Origin of the sequence: Streptomyces canus, from assembly GCF_030815415.1 — a bacterium.
Classification (GTDB): Bacteria; Actinomycetota; Actinomycetes; order Streptomycetales; family Streptomycetaceae; genus Streptomyces; species Streptomyces canus_F.
In genome coordinates, this window is record NZ_JAUSWW010000001.1 from 10182280 (window position 1) to 10200304 (window position 18025).

The following is an 18025-nucleotide window of genomic DNA, read 5'->3' on the forward strand; positions in this document are numbered from 1 at the left end:
CGCCCGTCACGTCACCACCCTGCTGCGGGCTCTGCTCGTCCTGGCGAACTCCGAAGTCCGACGGTGACGAACGATCACCCCAAGACGATCACGCCTCCGGCCTGCACGAGCACCCCGTCACGGACTCACACCAGTACCGCGACCTGCGAATTCAGGATGAAACGATCTCAATCAGATGACATCGAAACCGGGGTGTAGCTACTACTCCGGGATAAGCCTGGCGGGTGTCCGCCTATTGGCCAGGCGGTGTCCGGCATGGAGGTGGCGCGAGTCCGGTCTGCCGCGTCCGAGCGGAACAGGAGAAGGCGTATTCGGATACGGCTCCGACGATCAGTGCTGCTTGCAGAGAGGGCAGAGCCCGTGCTGCCGGACCGCCAGGAGAAGACTTGTCTTGTCCATCGGCGGCGGCGCTTTCCTGCGGCGGCGACCCCGCCAGTACTCGGCCAGCGCGGGGTCGTCCGGGGACGCTCCGCCCTTGACGAGCTGGTGGCGGACGATGCCGGCCCAGGCGAACTTGATGAGGAAGGCGCCGCTGTCGCGGTCGCCGAACACCCACCGGTCACGCCGGGACGGGTGGAACCTGCCGAAGTACCGGTCCACGACCCAGTACCTCGACTTGTTGCGGTGACGACGCCTGGCCCATTTGAAGGTCAGCCGCCACATGTAGTGATCCAGCGACGAGAACGTCATCGAGGACGCCACCGCCCGGTAGTAGGCCGCCCAACCGCGAACGATCGGGATCAGCCTGCGCAGCACGGCCTCGGCATTCGCCCCGTGCAGGGCTCTCACCTCGGTCCGCAGTCGCGCCCGGAGCCTCGCGCAAGCCGCCGTGCTCGGGGTGGTGATCAGTTTCTTCTGGCTCTTCCGGCGGACGGTAAAGCCGAGGAAGTTGAACCCCTCATCGAGGTGGACGATCTTGGTCTTCTCCTCGTTGAAGCGAAGACCCCTCGGCTCGACCCTGAGACCGCGTTGCGGTCTGGCGTTCCCGGTCGCCTACGACCAGAACTCGTCGTACGCCTGCGGGTCGGCCGTCAGGACCCAGCCCTCGGTGATCTTGGCGTCCCTGATGTGGAAGACGATGGTGTAGTCCATATCAAGCTGCTTGCCTTCACGTGACGCTGTGACGTGCAGCAGCGCGACTGTGTGGTCATCGTTGGCGAGCACATCGTGGAGCTGCGGCCGGTACGTGCCGCCCGTCAGCTGGAACTCCCGCCCGAACACCGCGAATGTTTCCTCGCGTCCCCGGTACTCTCCCGCCAGCGGGTTCCTGCCCCCGATGTGCCAGACCACATCGGGGTGGAAGAGCTCCGTCAGCGCATCCATATCGCCGGCTGAGAAGGCAGCCATGACATGGTGAAACACGGCGATGTGTGGGTGATCGGTCATCAGCGTCTCCAGCTCTCCCTGGCAACCTACGCACCGCGACATGCGCAGAGGCACATTGACGTCGGCTATTGGGTCGAACACGGCAAAGGGCCGTAGCGGCCGAGATCCAGACGTAGGTGCTTAGCCGATGTCCACGTTCACCGCTTCGTAGATCTTCGGCTCGACCTGCGGCATACCGTTTGCCTCGAAGATCGTCGCCGCCTTCTCCATGAACGCCGCGAGAGCCTCCTTCGACTCCCAGAGGTCGACCACGAGCCAGCCGCTGTCCGCCGGGGCACCCGCGTGGGAGATGAAGCCCTCCGCCGGCCACCACGGCGCCGCGTGGATGCTCGAGTGGTTGACCTGGTACTGCTCTTCGGTGACGCCCGGCAATTCGATGAGGGCGATGATGGCCACGGCGCTGCTCCCATGAGGTCGGAGGATGGGGGAACTCCTCCAGTCGAGCAGTCCGCACACCCCTTCGCACGGCAGCGGGAGCCGACCGGGCTACGGGCTTGATCCGCGCCGGACACTCCGTAGCCCCAGCGGCCAAGCACGGACTCGGCATGCCCTCTATCAGTTTCCCGACCGCGTCTCCGAGGGAGACCGGCTCGACACGGTACAGGCTGACGTTGCATCGGTCGTAGCCATCACGGAAGCGCGGTCAGGCCCCCTACTTGGCCAATGTGCATGGTGGTGGGGCTTGCCCTCAGGCGCTGGTGCCAGATGTCGCAAGAGCTGAATTAAAGGGAGAGTTGTAGCACCCGGCTCGTACCGGGTCGATCACGAGGGCGCGTGCCCGGATCGGTCAGGCGCCGTTGCGTTGGCCTGTTCGACCGGGTCGCGGGGACGCGGGGTACGCGGGCGGCGCCGGGGTGTTCTGGCGACTCCCAGCACGAACGCGACGACTTCTTAGTGGACGTTAAGTCCGATCTTCCTCGATTCGTGATCGCTCGATCGAGGTACTGATCGTCGGGCTGGCCATCTGCTGGGCATGTGCATGCTGAGATGCGGGCATGGAGCGAGAGCCGTACCCCAGCGACTTAGCGGACGAGCAGTGGGCGTTGATCGAGCCGATGATCACGGCCTGGAAACAGGACCGGGTGGCACGGTCAGCGACCGGAGATCCCGGATCCTGTGATCTGCGGGAGGTCGTGAACGCGATCTTCTACCAGAACCGGACGGGCTGCCAGTGGCGCTACCTCCCGCATGATCTGCCGTCCTGGTCGGCGGTGTTCTACTACTTCGGCCTGTGGCGCCAGGACGGGCTCGACCAGCGGATTCAGGAACTCCTGCGCTGCCAGGTACGGGAGAAGGCCCGGCGATTAGAGGACCCGTCCCTCGTGATCCTCGATACCCAGTCCGTGCGCGCGGCCGCGGGTGTCCCGAAGACCACGACGGGACTGGACGCCAACAAGAAGGTGTCGGGCCGCAAGCGGGGACTGGCCGTCGACGTTCTGGGGCTGATCATCGGCGTCGTCGTGCTGGCCGCATCCGCCCACGACAACACGGCCGGCACCGCCCTGCTCGACCAGGCCGCCGAGCGGTGCGGGATGCGTCTGGAGAGGGCTCTGGTGGACCAGGGCTTCAAGGACGAAGTCCTCATCCATGGCGCGTTGTTGGACATCGGCGTCGAGGTCGTCCGCCGCAATCCAGCCGACCAGGGCAAAGGCTTCGTCCCGCAACCGAAGAGGTGGATCGTGGAGCAGGTCAACGGCACGTTGATGCTGCACCGCAGACTGGCCCGGGAGTACGACCACCGCCCCGACACCTCCGCCTCACGCGTCTACTGGGCCTCGATCGCGAACATGACCCGCCGCCTCACCGCGCCGAGTCCGTCCTGGCGCGACACCCTCGGACTGGCCGCGTGAACATCACCGAGCTCCTGGCGGACCTCCAGGCCGAGCACGACCAGACCGCAGCCCGTGCCAACGAACTGCGTGACCAGATCCAGCACTTGACCGTCGCCCTGACCGAGACCGAAGCGCGACTCGCGAACCTGGTCACCACCCGGAAGGTCATCGCCGAACTCGCACCGGCTTCAGGCCAACCCGCACCGCCCGAGACGAACACCGCCTACCAGGCCATCGTGAACACCTTCAACCAGCATCCCGATGAAGAGTTCCGAGCCCGTGAGCTGCACGAACACCTCGGCATGCCCACCGACGAGGCATCCGTCAACATCACCCGCAGCCGCCTCGGACGCCTCACCCGCCAAGGCTTCCTCACCCAGCCCGGACGAGGCCGCTACCAGAAGCGGACTTAACGTCCACTTAGAACTCCTAACAAGAGTGGTGGGCTTGACCTGGTCAGAGGTCGGTGTCGTGAGGCCGCCGAGGTAGCGGGACGACGCGGTCAGCGGCGTAATCGCACGCGATAAACCTGGCGACGTCGGCGAGCATCCCCGGGATACTGGTCGCCCATGGATGAGGTCGAAGTCGTCGTCGCCCATGCCGAGCGCGCGACTCTGCGCGTCGGCGACGTTTTCTTGAAGGTGGACGCCGATCAGGCGCGCCTCGACGTCGAGGTCGAGGCGATGTCCCTCGCGCCGGTCCCGACCCCGGAGGTCCTGTGGCGCATGCCACCCGTGCTTGCGACCGCCGCACTCCCGGGGACGACGCTTGGGCGCCTCGGCGGGCCATCGACCGGGTCGCCGGCGGCGTGGGCCGCGGCGGGCGCCGCCATCCGGAAGCTGCACGACGCGCCGCTGCCGCCCCGGCCGGGCCGGGCCGACCGGAGCATCGACGAGTTGACGAAGGAGCTCGACGACGAGTGCGAGGTGCTCGTGACGAACGGCGTCCTGCCCGCCGACCTGGTCACCCGCAACCGCCAGGTCGTCGAGGCCGCGCTGCGGCCGTGGACTCCGGCGTCCACGCACGGCGACCTGCAGATCGCGCACGTCTTCGTCGACGGCGACGAGGTCACCGGCATCATCGACTGGTCCGAGGCGGGCCAGGGTGATGCCCTGTACGACCTCGCCACCTTCACGCTCGGACACGAGGAGCACCTCGACGACGTCATCGCCGGCTACGGCACCGACATCGACCTCGACGTGATCCACGCGTGGTCGTCGTTGCGAAGCCTGCTGGCAGTTCGCTCGCTGATCGAGCAGGGCTTCGACCCCTTCGCGCCGGGCTGTGAGGTCGACGTGCTGAGATCCCGGATGTGAGGCCGCGCGGGCCCGACCGCCGCGTATGCGTTCGCACGCATCGAGCACGGCATCTCCTGGGGCGCATCGCCTGCCCTTACCCTCAACAAAGTGCGGTGCGCAATCGTCGCCAGCAGATGACGGCGCAGCCGAGGGTGACGAACGCGTGGTGGATGTCGTCGCGGATCTCCCAGCGGATGCGCAGGCGGCGGAACCAGTGCAGCAGCGCGATCGCTCCTTCCACGACCCAGCGGTACACGCCCAGGCCGGAGCCGTGCCCGGTGCCGCGCCGGGCGAGGTGCGGGGTGATCTGGAACCTGCGGACCTTGTCCCGGTAGACCTCGTGGTCATAGCCGCGGTCGGCGTACAGGTGCTCGGGGCGGCGCAGTGGCCGGCCGCGCTTGCCGCGGATCGGCGGGACGGCCCGATCAGCGGGATCAGTTGGGTGACGTCGTTGCGGTTGCCGCCGGTGGTGATTGCCGCGAGCGGGATGCCGTGCGCCTCGACGATCAGGTGGTGCTTGCTGCCGGCCTTGCCCCGGTCCACCGGGGACGGACCGGTGGCCGGCCCGCCCTTCATCGCGCGGATGTGGCTGGAGTCGACCGCTGCACGGGAGAAGTCCAGCAGGTCTGCGGCCCGCAGCTCGGAGAGCAGCAGCTCGTGCAGGCGCTGCCAGACCCCGGCCTCGTTCCAGTCCCGCAGCCGTCGCCAGCAGGTCATCCCCGAGCCGAAGCCCAGCTCCTGGGGCAGAAACTCCCAGCGGATCTCGGTGTACAGCACGAACAGGATCCCGCACAGCACCCTGCGACTATCCAGACGCTTACGACCTGGACGCCGCGGATTACGCGGGACGACCGGCAGCAGCGGCTCGATGCGCGCCCACAACTCGTCGTCGATCTCCCACGGTCTGGCAGCGGTCTTCCTCGTCTCGACTGGCTCGCACCCCCTTCGGCCAGCATCAACGAGAACTGACACAATGTCATTCCCAGAGGTCCAGAAGCCTCTTTTTGTTAGGAGTCGTTAGGGCGTGCAGATCATTAACTCGTGGCTTTCTGTTCGGTGGTTCGTTGGTCTGGCATGAGCGGGTTGGAAGAGCAACGGGGCGTGCTGGCAGCCAAGTTCGGGGCGATTCTGCCGCACCTCGACGAGCGGCAGCGTCGTCTGTTGATAGGGGCGGAAGCCCAGTCGCTGGGTCATGGCGGGATCAGAGCGGTCGCCCGCGCCGCCGGCGTCCGTGAGGCCAGGGTGTCTGCCGGAATACGCGAACTCGCCTCCGGCGAAGCCCCGTTGGGACGCATCCGTCGGCCCGGCGGCGGCCGCAAACGCGTCGTCGACCTGAACCCGGCCGTCCGCAAGGCGCTCCTGACGCTGGTCGAGCCCGACGTCCGCGGGGATCCCATGTCGCCTTTGCGCTGGACCACCAAATCCACCCGAAAGCTCGCCGAGGAGCTGGCCCGGCAAGGCCACCGGATCTGCGCAGACACGGTGGGCGACCTCCTGCGCGAGGAGGGCTTCAGCCTGCAGAGCAACGCCAAGACCCTGGAAGGCAAGCAGCATCCCGACCGGGACGCACAGTTCCACTACCTCAACGCACAGGCCCGCAACCACCAGGACAGCGGGGCGCCGGTGATCAGCGTGGACACGAAGAAGAAGGAACTGGTCGGCCCCTTCAAGAACAACGGCCGCGAATGGGAGCCCAGAGGCGAGCCGGTACGGGTCGACACCCACGACTTCCCCGACCGCGAGCTGGGCAAAGCGGTGCCCTACGGCATCTACGACGTCGCCGCGAACGCCGGCTGGGTCAACGTGGGCACCGACCACGACACCGCCGCGTTCGCCGTCGAGTCCATCCGCCGCTGGTGGAACAGCGCCGGGCGGGCCATCTATCCCACGGCCGGCCGACTGCTGATCACCGCCGACGCTGGCGGCTCCAACGGCTATCGCACCCGCACCTGGAAGACCGAACTCGCCCAGTTTGCAGCCGAGTCCGGCCTGACCATCACCGTCTGTCACCTGCCTCCCGGAACATCGAAGTGGAACCGGATCGAGCATCGGCTGTTCTCCCACATCACCATGAACTGGCGGGGCAGGCCCCTGACCAGCCACGAAGTCATCGTCGAGAGCATCGCCGCGACCACCACCAAAACCGGCCTGACCGTGCACGCCGAACTCGACACCAACCCCTACCCCACCGGCATCCAGGTCAGCGACGACGAGATCGCCGCCCTTCCGATCACCCGGCACCGCTTCCACGGCGACTGGAACTACACCCTCCACCCCCGGCATCCACTGGACGTGACGGCAATCAACAGCGCGTCAGACCATGCCCCGGCGGACAGGCCACATGGCCTCACGCGTCGTTCGCTGCAGGACCCCGAACTGACCGGGATGACCCGCCAGCAGTTCTGCGAGCTCATCGACGCCCTGACTCCCGCGCTGGAGGTTCAACGCGAGCACGTGCTCCGCACGCGTCGCGGTCACGAGCGCCTGGTGGCCCCGGGCACAGGCGCCAAAGCCAAACTCACCCCAGCCGACCGGGTCCTGGTCACCGTGCTCCACCTGCGCAAACTCGCCACCATGGACCTCCTAGGCCAGCTCTTCGGCGTCACCGCCATGACCATCAGCCGCGCGAAACAGGAAGTCCACCCACTCCTCGAAGCACAAGGCCACCCCATCAGCACTTCAACCGCCCGCTTCCGCACACCAGCAGACGTCGCGACGTTCCTCGCCCCCGACCCCGCCAAGACCAAGGTCAAAAAGACGAGTTAATGATCTGCACGCCCTTACAGCCGTCCCTCCACGGTTCGCAGCCCGCTCTGTATCCGCAGGTCCACATGATCACGAAGTGCGAGGACGTCCATAAGGTCACTTTCCGCGCCAGGCCCACCGGGGGAGCGGTGCGCTACGACCTGTTCACCGCACTCGACCTGTTCCCGGCCCATCCCAGTGAGTTCGACCGTTGGCTGAAGACCGCCCTGGCCGAACGCGCCCGCACCTTCCTGGTTGACGAGGCACAGGGGCTCAACGGGGAGGCGTTCGAGTACTTCCGCGCCGGCTCCAAGGGCCTGGCCTTGCTGCTGGGGTGTGTCAATTTAACGGCTGATCTTGGTTGTTGAGTGGTCAGTTGTTGCTCGGGGTCAGGCGACCCTCGAAGGCGATCTGGAACGCGTTCAGGGGTGCTTTCCAGCGCATGGTCCACCGCTTGCGGCCCTTGCCCGTGGGGTCCAGGCTCATCAGGGCCATGTAGATGCACTTGAGGGCGGCGGCCTCGTTGGGGAAGTGGCCGCGGGCGCGAACAGCTCGGCGGATGCGTGCGTTGACGCTTTCGATCGCGTTCGTGCTGCAGATGACCTTGCGGATCTCGACGTCGAAGGAGAGAAAGGGCACGAACTCGGCCCAGGCGTCCGACCACAGCTTCACGATCGCCGGGTACTTCCGGCCCCACGCTTCCTGGAACTCCAGGAACCGCTCCGTCGCCGCGTCCTCGCCGGGTGCGGTGTAGACGGGCCTGAGGGCCCCCGCGACCTTGTCCCAGTCCTGACGGGCGGCGTAACGGAACGAATTGCGCAGCAGGTGAACGACGCACGTCTGGACAATCGTGCGAGGCCAGACGGTCTCCACCGCATCGGGAAGGCCCTTGAGCCCGTCGCAGACCAGCATCAGCACGTCGTCCAGGCCGCGGTTCTTCAGCTCGGTGAACACGTGCAGCCAGTACTTCGCGCCCTCGCCGCCGTCGCCGGCCCAGATGCCGAGGATGTCGCGGGTGCCGTCCACCGTCACCGCCATCACCACGTAGATGGGACGGTTCGCGACCTTCCCGTCCCTGATCTTGGTTCTGTCGACGATCTTGTGATCCGGACGGGTGAGCACGTTGCTCCGCCTGTTTGCGATCATGCATCGGGTGCTCTCGTGATGTGCTCCTCGAGCTGTTTCCGTACCTGTCCGCGTTGCTGATCGAGGAGGTCGAGCGGAGGCCGGACCAGGTAGTGCTGAGAACGCGGGTGCGGGCGGCGACTGGGTCCTGTCGGTGCGGTCAGAGCTCGGCCCGGGTGCACGGTCGGTACGTACGTAGGCTGCGTGATGTCGCCGTGGGCGGGCTCGGTGTCGTGATCGAGTTATGCGTGCGCCGCTTCCGCTGCGAGAACCCTGCCTGCACGGCGGTGACGTTCGCCGAACAGATCTCAGGACTGACCACCCCGCACAGTCGGTATACCCCGCTGCTGCGCGAGGTGTTGACGCAGATCGGGCTGGCCCTGGCCGGCCGGGCAGGAGCCCGGCTGGCGTCCGCGGTCGGCCTCACCATAGGCAAGGACACGCTGTTGCGGCTGGTCAGGGCTCTGCCCGAGCCGGAGATCGGCAAGGTGGAGATCCTCGGCGTCGACGACTTCGCCTTCCGCAAGGGCCGCCACTACGGCACGGTATTGATCGACATGGCCAGCCACCGGCCGCTGCACCTCTACGACGGCCGCGAAGGCGAGGACCTGGCTGCCTGGCTCCGCGATCACCCGGAGGTGAGGGTCATTTGCCGGGACCGTTCCAGCGGTTACGCGGAGGGCGCTCGGGTCGGGGCGCCGCAGGCCGAACAGGTCGCGGATCGCTATCACCTGTGGGCCAACCTCGGCCAGGCGGTCGAGAAGACGGTCAACGCCCATCGCTCCCGCCTGGCCGAACCGTCTCCCGGCTCGGCCTCCGGCCCCGACCACGTGGAGGTGGAGCCCGAGGTGGTCCAGCCTGCGAAAGACCTGAAGATCGTGATCCGGCTGCGTGAGCAGCATGCCGCCGCCCATGAGCTGTGGCAGCAGGGGATGTCGAAGGCGGCGATCGGCCGGAAGCTCGGGCTGCACCAGGCCACCGTCCGCAAACTGGTCAACGCCCCTTCCGCCGATGATGTCGTGGCCAAGAGCCTCCAACGAGCGCATGTCGTCGACCCCTACGTCGGCTACGTACACCAGCGCTGGAATGAGGGCGTCAGGAACGCCGCCCAGCTCTACCGCGAGATCCAGCAACTCGGCTATCCCGGCGGCGAGTTGGCTGTTCAGCGGCATCTGCGGCGCTACCGGACCGGGCGCGGACACGCACCCGACCCGGGACCGAAGCCCCCATCGGTCCGCGAGGTCACCTCCTGGATGATGACCCACCCCGAGCATCTGCGGGACGAGGACGCCGACAAGCTGCACCGACTGCGTGAACGCGATCCCGAACTCGACCGGCTCACTGTTCACATCAGGAAGTTCGCCGCGATGATGACCGGCCGCCACGGTGACCGCCTCGAAGAATGGATCACCGACGTCGAACGGGACAGTCTGGCTCCGCTTGCGGGCTTCGCCCGCAACCTCCGCCGCGACTTCGACGCGGTCCGCAACGGGCTGTCTCTGCCGCACAGTTCCGGCGCCGTCGAGGGCAACATCAACCGGCTGAAGATGCTGAAACGCCAGATGTTCGGCAGGGCCAGCCTCGATCTCCTTCGCAAACGCGTCCTGCTCACACGGTGAGCCTCGACCGTCCGGATCACAAGATCGTCGACAGAACCCTGATCTTGACGTTGATGGCATCGACGAACAAAACGGGGTAAACACGGTCGAGAGGACGGCTCTGCCATTCCGCCATGCCGTCCATGACCTTATCGGTGATGGTGGAGATGGTCTGCTTGGAGACCTCCGCCCCGTAGACCTCGGCCAGGTGAGCGGCGATTTCTCCATGAGTGAGGCCCTTCGCCGAGAGCGACAGGACCATCTCGTCCACTCCCGTCAGCCGCCGCTGCCGCTTCTTGACGATCTGCGGCTCGAACGTGCCCGAGGTGTCACGCGGGACTTTGACCTCGACCGGCCCGACGTCGGTCAGCACCGTCTTGGCCCGGCCCCCGTTGCGGGAGTTGCCGCTGCCCCGGCCGCCGGCATCGTGCTTCTCATAGCCGAGGTGATCGGTGATCTCACCTTCCAGGGCCGATTCCAGGACCCGCTTGGTCAGCTGCTGCAGCAGCCCACCCTGCCCGGTCAGCTGCAGTCCCTCCGACCGGGCCCGCTCCACCAGCATCGCGACCAGCTGCTCATCCGACACGGGCTCAGGCTGCCCCAAGTGGGCACTCTCGACAGGCTCCACAGTCTCCAACTCCACGGCGGTGTCAGTCACTTGACGTCTCTCCCATGATCGTCGGATCCGCCGTTAGATTTACACTCCCGAAGTCCGAGGCGAGCGGTATCCCGTCCGCGTTCCAGCATCTGCGCGCCCGCGCAGTAGACGCCGAAGCCGTCGCCCGCGCCCTGCGGGAGGACAACGACCGGCTTCGCGAGCGCGTCGCCGTCTATGCCCAGGTCATCCACGAACTCCGCATCGAGCTGGACCGGCGCACCGACACCAGCACCCAGCGCAGCCCCGTCTGGACTTTGCCCACCAGTACCACCTGATGCGCGAGGCCCCCGGGGCGCTGTCAGGGCCCCTTTGTACTCTCGCGGGGGTCGATGGCTGTGATCTGCTCAACAAAGCGCCGTACCTGTTCCTCGACGGGCTCCTGCGCGGACACGGACATGGCGTGCCAGCGGTGCGTACCGCGTTCGTCGAACTGGCCGGTGACGAAGTGCATGACGACTTCAGCTGACTCCCCCCGCTCTTGCACACGGATGCCGTGCATGAACGGCTGGCAGTCCCACCGTTTGTACCAGTCGGTTGCGGCGATCCTGTGGGCCAGTAGACGGGCCGCCGTGTCCACGGGCTCCTCCCAGCTGTGGTCAGCTACGACCCGAGCCAGTTCGGCGTCGTACTGCGCGGCGTCGAAGTGGACCTCGAGAGGGAGAGGGACCCGGATGTCGTTGGTGTTCTCCCAGCTGACCCACTCGACGTGATCGCCACGACGCTGGATGGTGACGAACACTCCTCCACAGCAACCGGTGTCGCAGTCGTTGTTCGACAGTTCGACACGGCGAGGTTCGCGGGCGGCCCACAGCGGCCACGTCTCCCATGAACCGAACCACTTCTGCTGGTAGCAGCTTGAATCGCCGTCCGGATGTATCTCCTCCAGCACGTCCCGGCCGTCGATCAAAGGACGTATTCCGGCCCCCTTCATGATCGCCTCCGGATGTGGAAGGACAGCATGGAGTGCAAGGACGCTCACCGGCACAAAGTGTTCCATGCCGCCCATGATCCCCGATCGGGAGCGCAAGACAGGAGCCACGTCGGCACTAAGCGCAGTGAGCCGACAACAGCTTGGAGTAGGCGAGAGAACAGGAGGCCGGCACCGAGTCGTTGACCGGACTACGGAAGGACTCGCCGGGCGGGTGCGCATCCCTCGCTTGGTCTAGTCGGTAGACGCTGCGTATCCCGACGACGAAGGAGCGCAACGGAGTTGAACGAGCGATCCCGTGACGTCCGCGCCATTCAACTCCCGCGCTGGGGGCGGGTGGCTACGGACCCAGGTGTGGTGCCCTGGCTGGTCTTTGACGAGGAGGGGAAGGTCGTGCAGCCGATGGTGTCCCTTGTCGTGGTGTACGGGTCAGCGGCTGGGAGTGCGCGGGCGTCTGCCCGGGGCGCACTTCCACGGGAGCGGACCGCTCCCTCAACAGGAGGCGGGCCATCGCGTAACTCTCCTTGCTGAACGCCCAGTTCAACCACGAGGAGTGCACGATGGCCCTGTCCCAGTCTGAACTGATACGGCTCCTTGAGTCGCTACACTCGACCGACGGAATCGAGCTCATCCGCGCCATCGCCGAGCGAATGGTGCAGGAGCTGATTGAGGCCGAAGCGAGTGCCCACATCGGTGCGGAGTGGAACGAGCACACGCCGGCCCGGACCACCGTCCGCAACGGGCACCGGGAGAAGGTGCTGACCACGCTGGCCGGCGACCTGGAACTGGAGATTCCCAAGGTCCGCACCGGCAGCTTCTTCCCGTCGCTACTGGAGCGACGGCGCCGCATCGACCAGGCCCTCTACGCCGTCATCATGGAGGCATACGTGCACGGCGTCTCCACCCGCAGTGTCGATGACCTGGTCAAAGCACTCGGCGGGGACAGCGGGATCTCCAAGTCGGAGGTCTCGCGGATCTGCGCGGCGCTGGACGAGCCGTTGACCGCGTTCCGCACCCGCCCGCTGGATCATGTCCGCTTTCCCTACGTCTATCTGGACGCGACCTGCTGCAAGGCGCGGGTGAACCACCAGATCGTCTCGCGGGCCGTCGCGGTCGCCACCGGCATCACCGAGGACGGCAACCGCGAGGTCCTGGGGCATGGGGGTTCCCCCGCTCGATCGGAGCCGAGAGTGGGGGAGGTCGGCGACAGTGAGAGCGAGGTGTTCTGGAAGGAGTTCCTGCGCTCCCTGCGTGAACGTGGCCTGTCCGGGGTCCGTCTGGTCGTCACCGACCAGCACTCGGGCCTGGTCGCCGCGGTTCGCAAGGTCATGCTCGGTGCCACCTGGCAGCGGTGCAGGGTTCATTTCCTGCGCAACGTCTTCAGCGTGATCGACCGGGACTCCGGCGAGATGGTCGCCGCGACGATCCGCACGATCTTCACCCAGCCCACCGCCGGCCTCGTGCGCACCCAACTCGACACCGTCGCCGACATGCTCGGCACCCAGTTCCCCAAGGTCAAAGCCATGTTGTTGGAGGCGAAGGAGGATCTGACTGTGTTTGCGGACTTCCCGCCGCGGCACTGGAAAAAGATCCAGTCCACGAACCCGCTGGAGCGGATCAACCGGGAGATCAAGCGCCGGACCGACGTCGTCCAGGTCTTCCCGAACGACGACGCCCTGCTGCGGCTGGTCACGGCCGCGCTCTTCGAAGTGCACGACGAATGGATCGCCTTCCCCCGCCGATACCTCCCCGAAGGCAGCATGGACGAGCTCTACCGCGAACTCCCCGAAAGCGCCCCCGTACTACCCAACACCCCGAACAAGCCCGCCAGTTGATCGCTTACACCACGACGAGGGACGCCATCGCATCTGACGTGTGGTGAGGCTGAACTTGTTGTACGGGCAAGCCCTTACGAGCAGGCTGTCATGCAGAGGCAACAAGCGTCGATGAAGACCCGTACCGCTTCGCGGTGGTCTCTTGTGCGCCAGACAACGGCGAGCTCACTGGGAGAGAGACCCGTGACTGGCCGGCAGGTGACGTTTTCTCGCTTGTAGATCTCGGCGTTACCCGCGGAGAGGAGGACTATCCCGAGTCCTGAAGCGACCGCTTCGAAGGTCTCGTCGGCGGTTTTGGCCGTCGCGGCGATGCGCGCCGGTGTCCGGCGACGATCGTTGCCGAGCCAGAACTCGCGGAGCGCTCCGGCTGTCGTCGGAAGTGCGATGAAAGGCTCATCAGCGAGATCCTCGAAGGAGATGACTGGGCGGTTGGCCAGATGGTGATTGGTTGGAAGAGCGACCCAACGATCTTCCCTGGTAATCACCTTTTGTGAGAAGTCGCCACTCGTCGGGATGGGCAGCCAGGCGATGGCGACATCGACATCGCTGCTGGTAAGTCCCACCGTCGGGTCAGCCCAGGTGATCTGGTGGAACTGGAGTCGCCAACCGGGAAGGAGCTTCTCCATCGTGGCGGTGACGGCCGGGATGAGTCCGCGACCGATGCTGGTTTGGAATCCGACCGTAAGTGTCGTGTCCTGGGTCGCCACGGCGTCAACCACCGCACGCTGCGCTCCCTCCCATTGCTCGATCAGCTGCCGGGCATGGGGCAGGAGGGCTTTGCCCGCGGTGGTGAGGGTGACCGTCCGCCGGTCGCGCTCGAAGAGCGCGGTCCGGAAGGAGAGCTCCAGTTGGCGGATCTGTTTGCTCAGTGTCGGCTGTGAGACGAAGAGCCGATCGCTCGCGGCGCGGGTGAAGCTGAGTTCCTCTGCGACCGCGACAAAGTAGCGCAGGTCCCGGACGTGGACATCCATAGCCAAAGGCTATAACAGCAGCTCTTGGACAGACGGCGCGCGTGATTCCACGATTGATCGCGTGGGCTCAAGCAGAGCGCCGACGTTGTCGCCGCCCGGAGCGGATGGAGGTGGGCGCTGGTGGAACTGGGCGTCAATGGGTTGAATGTCAAGGCCACGCTGGGTTCTGTGGAGACGGTCCGGCTGGCCAGGCTGGCGGAGGAGCTGGGGTACCGGTCGTGGTGGGCAGGTGAGCACGTCGTGCTGCCCAGCCCGCGGATACCGGCCGCGCCGATGGAGCCGACGGATCCGATTCTCGACCCGCTGGTGCATCTGGCCTACGTCGCAGCCGTCACTGAACGGCTGGAGCTCGGCACCGGGATCGTCATCCTGCCGCAGCGTAATCCGCTGGTGCTCGCCAAACAGGTCGCGAGCCTCGACGTGCTCAGCCGTGGCCGACTGCTTTTGGGGGTCGGAGCCGGATACCTGGAACCGGAGATGACCGCTGTCGGAGTGCCGTACTCGGAGCGTGGCCGACGCACCGACGAGTACTTGGACGCGATGAGGGCTCTGTGGACCCAGCCCGCGCCGTCCTATCAGGGCCGGTACGTGGCTTTCGATGGCATCGACGCACACCCGCGTCCTGTCAGGGAATACGGACCGCGGATCGTGATCGGCGGCCACAGCCCGGCCGCTTTCCGGCGGGCGGTCGCGCGCGGCCACGGGTGGTTCGGCAATGGCGACAGCCCGGATGATCTCGCTGGGCATCTCGCCGGGTTGCGGAATGCGGCCACCGAGGTTGAACGCCCAGAGTGGCTGGGCCGACTCGAAATCAACTTCATGCAGCTCTCCCCGGTGGACGCCGACACCGCCCGACGTTACGCCGACCTCGGTGTCGACCGACTCGTGGTCTACCCACTTCCGCTGGAGCATCCAGCGGAAGTCGCCGCGTTCCTCGAACGTCACGCTGACCTGCCGCACTGATGTCGTTCAACACATTCATGAGGAGCAGAATGCGAGCTTTGGTCTATACCCCGGAGGCACCCGCAGGCCTCCGTCTCAGCACGGTCCCCGAGCCGATGCCGCATGACTCGCAAGTCCTGATCGAAGTGCACGCGGTCTCGCTCAACTTCGCGGAACTCGCTTTCAAGGCTGATCGAGCACGACCAGGCACCATCCTGGGGCTGGACGCGGCAGGCATCGTCATCCAGGCCGCGGCCGATGGCTCCGGGCCACCGGCCGGCGCACGCGTCGTGACCTTCGGGTGGGCGTCGGGGGCCTGGGCCGAGCGCCGCGCTGCCGACACTGCAGAGCTGGCGGTCGTTCCCGATTCCGTCGGCCTCGCCTCCGCGAGCGCACTTCCGGCAGCAGGCGTCACCGCGCTGCGGGCGCTGCGGCAACTCGGTTCCGTAGTGGGCCGACGCGTCCTCATCACGGGGGCTTCAGGCGGTGTCGGACGCTTCGCGGTGCAGCTCGCCGCCCATGCCGGCGCGCATGTCGTCGCGTCCGTGGGCAGCCACGCCCGGGGTGAGGGGCTCCGCGAGCTTGGGGCCGACGAGATCGTCATTGGCCCGCAGAACGTCACCGCACCCGTCTTCGGGGTGCTGGACAACGTGGGCGGCACCCAATTGGCCAAAGCGTTCAGCCTCCTGGAGGACGGGGGCTGCGTCCAGAGCATCGGGATGGCCTCGCGCGAGCTGACCACCATCGACTTCGAGCAGGAGCGCCTGAACGGCGGGCGTAAGCGGCTCGAATCCTTCATGGTCGGCAATCCCGGCTTCGGCCCAGGCTTCGGCCCAGACCTCGCCTACCTCGTGCGCCTCCTCGAAAACAAGGCACTCGATCCTCAGATCGGGTGGCGCGGCTCCTGGGAATGCGCTTCGGAAGCGGCCGAGGCGCTCCTTGTCCGCCGTGTCCTGGGTAAGGCCGTCCTCGACGTTAGAGCAAAGCGGTGAAGTCCCGCCCTGGTTGCGCGGCCCCGGCCACCCGGGAAGCCGCCTTCCACCAGCGCGCTCAGCACGTCCACGGCGTCAACTACCGGATCATCGTGGCGACCACGACGCTGGCGCAGCTGACCCAGCACTGCCCCGGTGAGCCGGTGTGGCGCGTGGCCGGCCGCGGCGAGGGGGAGGAACGCCGCTCCCTGGAGGCGTTGCCGAAGGGGCGGTGAGCACGGCGGGCCCGGCCCGGCCTGGGCGCATGGTGGCGCGGTCCGGGCCCGCCGCCGCGCGGGTGTTGTCGGTGGCGGCTGCGAGGCTGGACGGCATGAACGGAGACGAGCAGCTGCTGAACGGCCGCGTCTACGGCCACGACCACGACGACCCCCACCCCGGCCCGCTCCCGCACCGGACCTACGCCGCGCTGATAGGCGGGCCGCTGGACGGATTGCTGCTCGACATTACCGGGTGGCGGCCGCAAGAGATCGACGACGGCGCGGCCCTGTCCACCGAGCTCGGGCAGTTCCCCGGCGGGCGGTCGCTGTACGACCCGCGCCCCGGCGAGCCCCGCTCAGTGGGCCCGGGTGTGAGCTGCCGCTTTTACTACTCCGGCGACACGCCCTGATCACGGCCCCGACCACCAGCCCGACCACGGCAGGTCAGCGTGGCGACGGACTCCTGCAGCGCGGCCATCAGGTCCACCAGCTGCCTCGGCTGCCGTCGGCGCTGCGGTGACGGGCAGCGGCCGCTCAGGTGCCTGGCGCCGGTGGTGCTTTTAGGCTGGGAGGGCTCGGGGCGTACTGCGGAGGTTTGCCATGCCCCGGACTATTTGGAGCGGTGCCATCTCGTTTGGCCTGGTCACGGTACCTATCCATGTAGCAAGCGCTACCGAGAACCACAGTATCCAGTTCCACCAGTACCACCTGGAGGACATGGGCCGGGTGCGGGTGCGGAAGGTGTGCGAGCTGGAGGACCGGGAGGTTGCGCAGTCGGAGATCGGTAAGGGGTACGAGTACGCCAAGGACCGAGTGGTGGCGATCTCGGAGGTGGAGTTGCGGGAGCTGCCGCTGCCCACGGCGAAAGCTATCGAGATCCAGGCGTTCGTGCCGCTGGAGTCGATCGATCCGATCCGTATCGCGGAGGGCTACTACCTGGTGCCGGACGGGCAGGTGGCGGCGAAGCCGTACAGGCTGCTCCTGCAGGCGCTGCGCAGGTCGTCGAAGGTGGCGATCGCCAAGTACGCCTGGTCGGGCCGGGAGCGCCTGGGACTGCTGCGGGTACGCGGTGAGGCGGTCGTTCTGCATGCGATGCGCTGGCCGGACGAGGTCCGCGATCCGGCCGGCGTCGACCCGCCGCACGAGGCGGTGTCACAGGAGGAGATCGAGGGGGCGCTCGCCCTCATCGACCGCATGACCCGGGACGACCTCGAAGGCCCCGAGTTCACCGACACCTACACCGACGCCCTGGCGAAGATCATCGAGGCGAAGCGGGAAGAGAAGCCCCTTCCCGAAGCCCCGGAGCCCGAGCAACCGGGCAAGGTCCTCGATCTCATGGCCGCCCTGACCGAGTCCGTCCAGCAGGCCAAGGCCTCCCGAGGCGAGGACGCCGACGTCCACGAGATGCCGGCCAAGAAGACCACCAAGAAGCAGTCGGCCAAGAAGACCGCCGCGAAGAAAACCATGAAGAAGACGACGGCGAAGAAGACGGCGGCACGCCGGCCGCGCAGCGCCTGA

19 protein-coding genes and 2 pseudogenes are annotated in these 18025 nt (G+C 66.8%); 13 read left to right on the plus strand and 8 right to left on the minus strand.

Going from position 1 to position 18025, the window contains the following annotated elements; genetic code table 11:
* Positions 1 to 330 precede the first annotated feature (330 nt).
* The 3 genes from QF037_RS47610 to QF037_RS47620 all read right to left on the minus strand — a co-directional run bounded on the left by QF037_RS47610 (position 331) and on the right by QF037_RS47620 (position 1782).
* Entirely contained in the window at positions 331 to 915 is a 585-nt protein-coding gene (locus QF037_RS47610; protein ID WP_307037770.1) for a group II intron maturase-specific domain-containing protein, read from the minus strand.
* Positions 916 to 993: 78 nt separating this feature from the next.
* Positions 994 to 1467, minus strand: a complete 474-nt coding sequence (locus QF037_RS47615; protein ID WP_307036453.1) for a nuclear transport factor 2 family protein — start codon at positions 1465 to 1467, stop codon at positions 994 to 996.
* 39 nt (positions 1468 to 1506) lie between these two features.
* The gene (locus QF037_RS47620; protein WP_307036454.1) at positions 1507 to 1782 is read right to left on the minus strand and encodes a hypothetical protein; all 276 of its coding nucleotides are present in this window, start codon (positions 1780 to 1782) and stop codon (positions 1507 to 1509) included.
* Positions 1783 to 2381: 599 nt separating this feature from the next.
* Between QF037_RS47620 and QF037_RS47625 the strand changes: the two genes are divergently transcribed.
* The 3 genes from QF037_RS47625 to QF037_RS47635 all read left to right on the plus strand — a co-directional run bounded on the left by QF037_RS47625 (position 2382) and on the right by QF037_RS47635 (position 4534).
* Positions 2382 to 3236 carry an IS5 family transposase gene (locus QF037_RS47625; RefSeq protein ID WP_307036456.1) on the plus strand — a complete coding sequence of 285 codons (855 nt, stop codon included), beginning with the start codon at positions 2382 to 2384 and terminating at the stop codon, positions 3234 to 3236.
* On the plus strand, positions 3233 to 3631 hold the full coding sequence (locus QF037_RS47630; RefSeq protein WP_307036459.1) for a hypothetical protein: 399 nt from the start codon (positions 3233 to 3235) through the stop codon (positions 3629 to 3631). Before QF037_RS47625 ends, QF037_RS47630 begins: the two co-directional genes overlap by 4 nt.
* 156 nt (positions 3632 to 3787) lie before the next feature.
* Positions 3788 to 4534: a phosphotransferase family protein gene (locus tag QF037_RS47635; RefSeq protein ID WP_307036460.1), complete on the plus strand. Its 747-nt coding sequence runs from the start codon at positions 3788 to 3790 to the stop codon at positions 4532 to 4534.
* Between the two features lie 82 nt (positions 4535 to 4616).
* On the opposite strand, the gene QF037_RS47640 is transcribed toward QF037_RS47635, so the two are convergent.
* Positions 4617 to 5410, minus strand: a protein-coding gene (locus tag QF037_RS47640; protein WP_307037772.1) for an IS5 family transposase whose coding sequence is annotated in 2 segments (ribosomal slippage) — positions 4617 to 4939 and positions 4939 to 5410 — 795 coding nt in all. Because the reading frame shifts where the segments join, the coding sequence is not laid out codon by codon here.
* Positions 5411 to 5590: 180 nt separating this feature from the next.
* Between QF037_RS47640 and QF037_RS47645 the strand changes: the two genes are divergently transcribed.
* Together QF037_RS47645 and QF037_RS47650 are read left to right on the plus strand one after the other, a co-directional pair.
* On the plus strand, positions 5591 to 7282 hold the full coding sequence (locus QF037_RS47645; RefSeq protein WP_307036462.1) for an ISAzo13 family transposase: 1692 nt from the start codon (positions 5591 to 5593) through the stop codon (positions 7280 to 7282).
* Positions 7283 to 7410: 128 nt separating this feature from the next.
* Positions 7411 to 7629: a hypothetical protein gene (locus QF037_RS47650; RefSeq protein ID WP_307036464.1), complete on the plus strand. Its 219-nt coding sequence runs from the start codon at positions 7411 to 7413 to the stop codon at positions 7627 to 7629.
* 4 nt (positions 7630 to 7633) lie between these two features.
* Here the strand turns inward: QF037_RS47650 and QF037_RS47655 are convergent.
* A pseudogene (locus tag QF037_RS47655) lies at positions 7634 to 8344 on the minus strand (IS256 family transposase); the annotation flags it as partial.
* Between the two features lie 170 nt (positions 8345 to 8514).
* Between QF037_RS47655 and QF037_RS47660 the strand changes: the two are divergent.
* Positions 8515 to 10005 carry an ISL3 family transposase gene (locus tag QF037_RS47660; protein WP_307037774.1) on the plus strand — a complete coding sequence of 497 codons (1491 nt, stop codon included), beginning with the start codon at positions 8515 to 8517 and terminating at the stop codon, positions 10003 to 10005.
* A 37-nt stretch (positions 10006 to 10042) separates the two neighbouring features.
* On the opposite strand, the pseudogene QF037_RS47665 reads toward QF037_RS47660, so the two are convergent.
* Positions 10043 to 10546, minus strand: a pseudogene (locus QF037_RS47665) (transposase); the annotation flags it as partial.
* Positions 10547 to 10656: 110 nt separating this feature from the next.
* Here QF037_RS47665 and QF037_RS47670 point away from each other — a divergent pair.
* On the plus strand, positions 10657 to 10917 hold the full coding sequence (locus tag QF037_RS47670; RefSeq protein WP_307036466.1) for a hypothetical protein: 261 nt from the start codon (positions 10657 to 10659) through the stop codon (positions 10915 to 10917).
* Positions 10918 to 10940: 23 nt separating this feature from the next.
* Here QF037_RS47670 and QF037_RS47675 read toward each other — a convergent pair whose 3' ends face one another.
* Positions 10941 to 11648, minus strand: a complete 708-nt coding sequence (locus QF037_RS47675) for a hypothetical protein (RefSeq protein WP_307036467.1) — start codon at positions 11646 to 11648, stop codon at positions 10941 to 10943.
* Positions 11649 to 12130: 482 nt separating this feature from the next.
* On the opposite strand from QF037_RS47675, the gene QF037_RS47680 reads away from it, so the two are divergent.
* On the plus strand, positions 12131 to 13405 hold the full coding sequence (locus QF037_RS47680; RefSeq protein WP_307036469.1) for an IS256 family transposase: 1275 nt from the start codon (positions 12131 to 12133) through the stop codon (positions 13403 to 13405).
* 74 nt (positions 13406 to 13479) lie between these two features.
* Here QF037_RS47680 and QF037_RS47685 read toward each other — a convergent pair whose 3' ends face one another.
* A complete protein-coding gene (locus QF037_RS47685; protein ID WP_307036472.1) occupies positions 13480 to 14376 on the minus strand; it encodes a LysR family transcriptional regulator in 897 nt (298 codons plus the stop codon).
* 120 nt (positions 14377 to 14496) lie between these two features.
* Between QF037_RS47685 and QF037_RS47690 the strand changes: the two genes are divergently transcribed.
* The 5 genes from QF037_RS47690 to ku all read left to right on the plus strand — a co-directional run bounded on the left by QF037_RS47690 (position 14497) and on the right by ku (position 18025).
* Entirely contained in the window at positions 14497 to 15339 is an 843-nt protein-coding gene (locus tag QF037_RS47690; protein ID WP_307036474.1) for an LLM class F420-dependent oxidoreductase, read from the plus strand.
* Between the two features lie 95 nt (positions 15340 to 15434).
* Positions 15435 to 16310, plus strand: coding sequence for a zinc-binding dehydrogenase (locus QF037_RS47695; protein ID WP_307036476.1), 876 nt, complete (start codon positions 15435 to 15437; stop codon positions 16308 to 16310).
* Positions 16307 to 16525 (plus strand): hypothetical protein, encoded by a 219-nt coding sequence (locus tag QF037_RS47700; protein WP_307036478.1) that lies wholly within the window; start codon positions 16307 to 16309, stop codon positions 16523 to 16525. Before QF037_RS47695 ends, QF037_RS47700 begins: the two co-directional genes overlap by 4 nt.
* Before the next feature lie 95 nt (positions 16526 to 16620).
* Complete coding sequence (locus QF037_RS47705; RefSeq protein ID WP_307036481.1) at positions 16621 to 16917, plus strand: hypothetical protein; 297 nt, start codon at positions 16621 to 16623, stop codon at positions 16915 to 16917.
* 190 nt (positions 16918 to 17107) lie between these two features.
* Positions 17108 to 18025: a non-homologous end joining protein Ku gene (ku, locus tag QF037_RS47710; RefSeq protein WP_307036483.1), complete on the plus strand. Its 918-nt coding sequence runs from the start codon at positions 17108 to 17110 to the stop codon at positions 18023 to 18025.

Bases quoted from the DNA above. Each gene is read 5' to 3' on its own strand.
- QF037_RS47685 (WP_307036472.1), bottom strand. From the start codon at position 14,376: ATGGATGTCCACGTCCGGGACCTGCGCTACTTTGTCGCGGTCGCAGAG.
- QF037_RS47695 (WP_307036476.1), top strand. From the start codon at position 15,435: ATGCCGCATGACTCGCAAGTCCTGATCGAAGTGCACGCGGTCTCGCTC.
- QF037_RS47670 (WP_307036466.1), top strand. From the start codon at position 10,657: ATGATCGTCGGATCCGCCGTTAGATTTACACTCCCGAAGTCCGAGGCG.
- ku (WP_307036483.1), top strand. From the start codon at position 17,108: ATGCCCCGGACTATTTGGAGCGGTGCCATCTCGTTTGGCCTGGTCACG.
- QF037_RS47625 (WP_307036456.1), top strand. From the start codon at position 2,382: ATGGAGCGAGAGCCGTACCCCAGCGACTTAGCGGACGAGCAGTGGGCG.
- QF037_RS47645 (WP_307036462.1), top strand. From the start codon at position 5,591: ATGAGCGGGTTGGAAGAGCAACGGGGCGTGCTGGCAGCCAAGTTCGGG.
- QF037_RS47680 (WP_307036469.1), top strand. From the start codon at position 12,131: ATGGCCCTGTCCCAGTCTGAACTGATACGGCTCCTTGAGTCGCTACAC.
- QF037_RS47675 (WP_307036467.1), bottom strand. From the start codon at position 11,648: ATGGGCGGCATGGAACACTTTGTGCCGGTGAGCGTCCTTGCACTCCAT.
- QF037_RS47635 (WP_307036460.1), top strand. From the start codon at position 3,788: ATGGATGAGGTCGAAGTCGTCGTCGCCCATGCCGAGCGCGCGACTCTG.
- QF037_RS47705 (WP_307036481.1), top strand. From the start codon at position 16,621: ATGAACGGAGACGAGCAGCTGCTGAACGGCCGCGTCTACGGCCACGAC.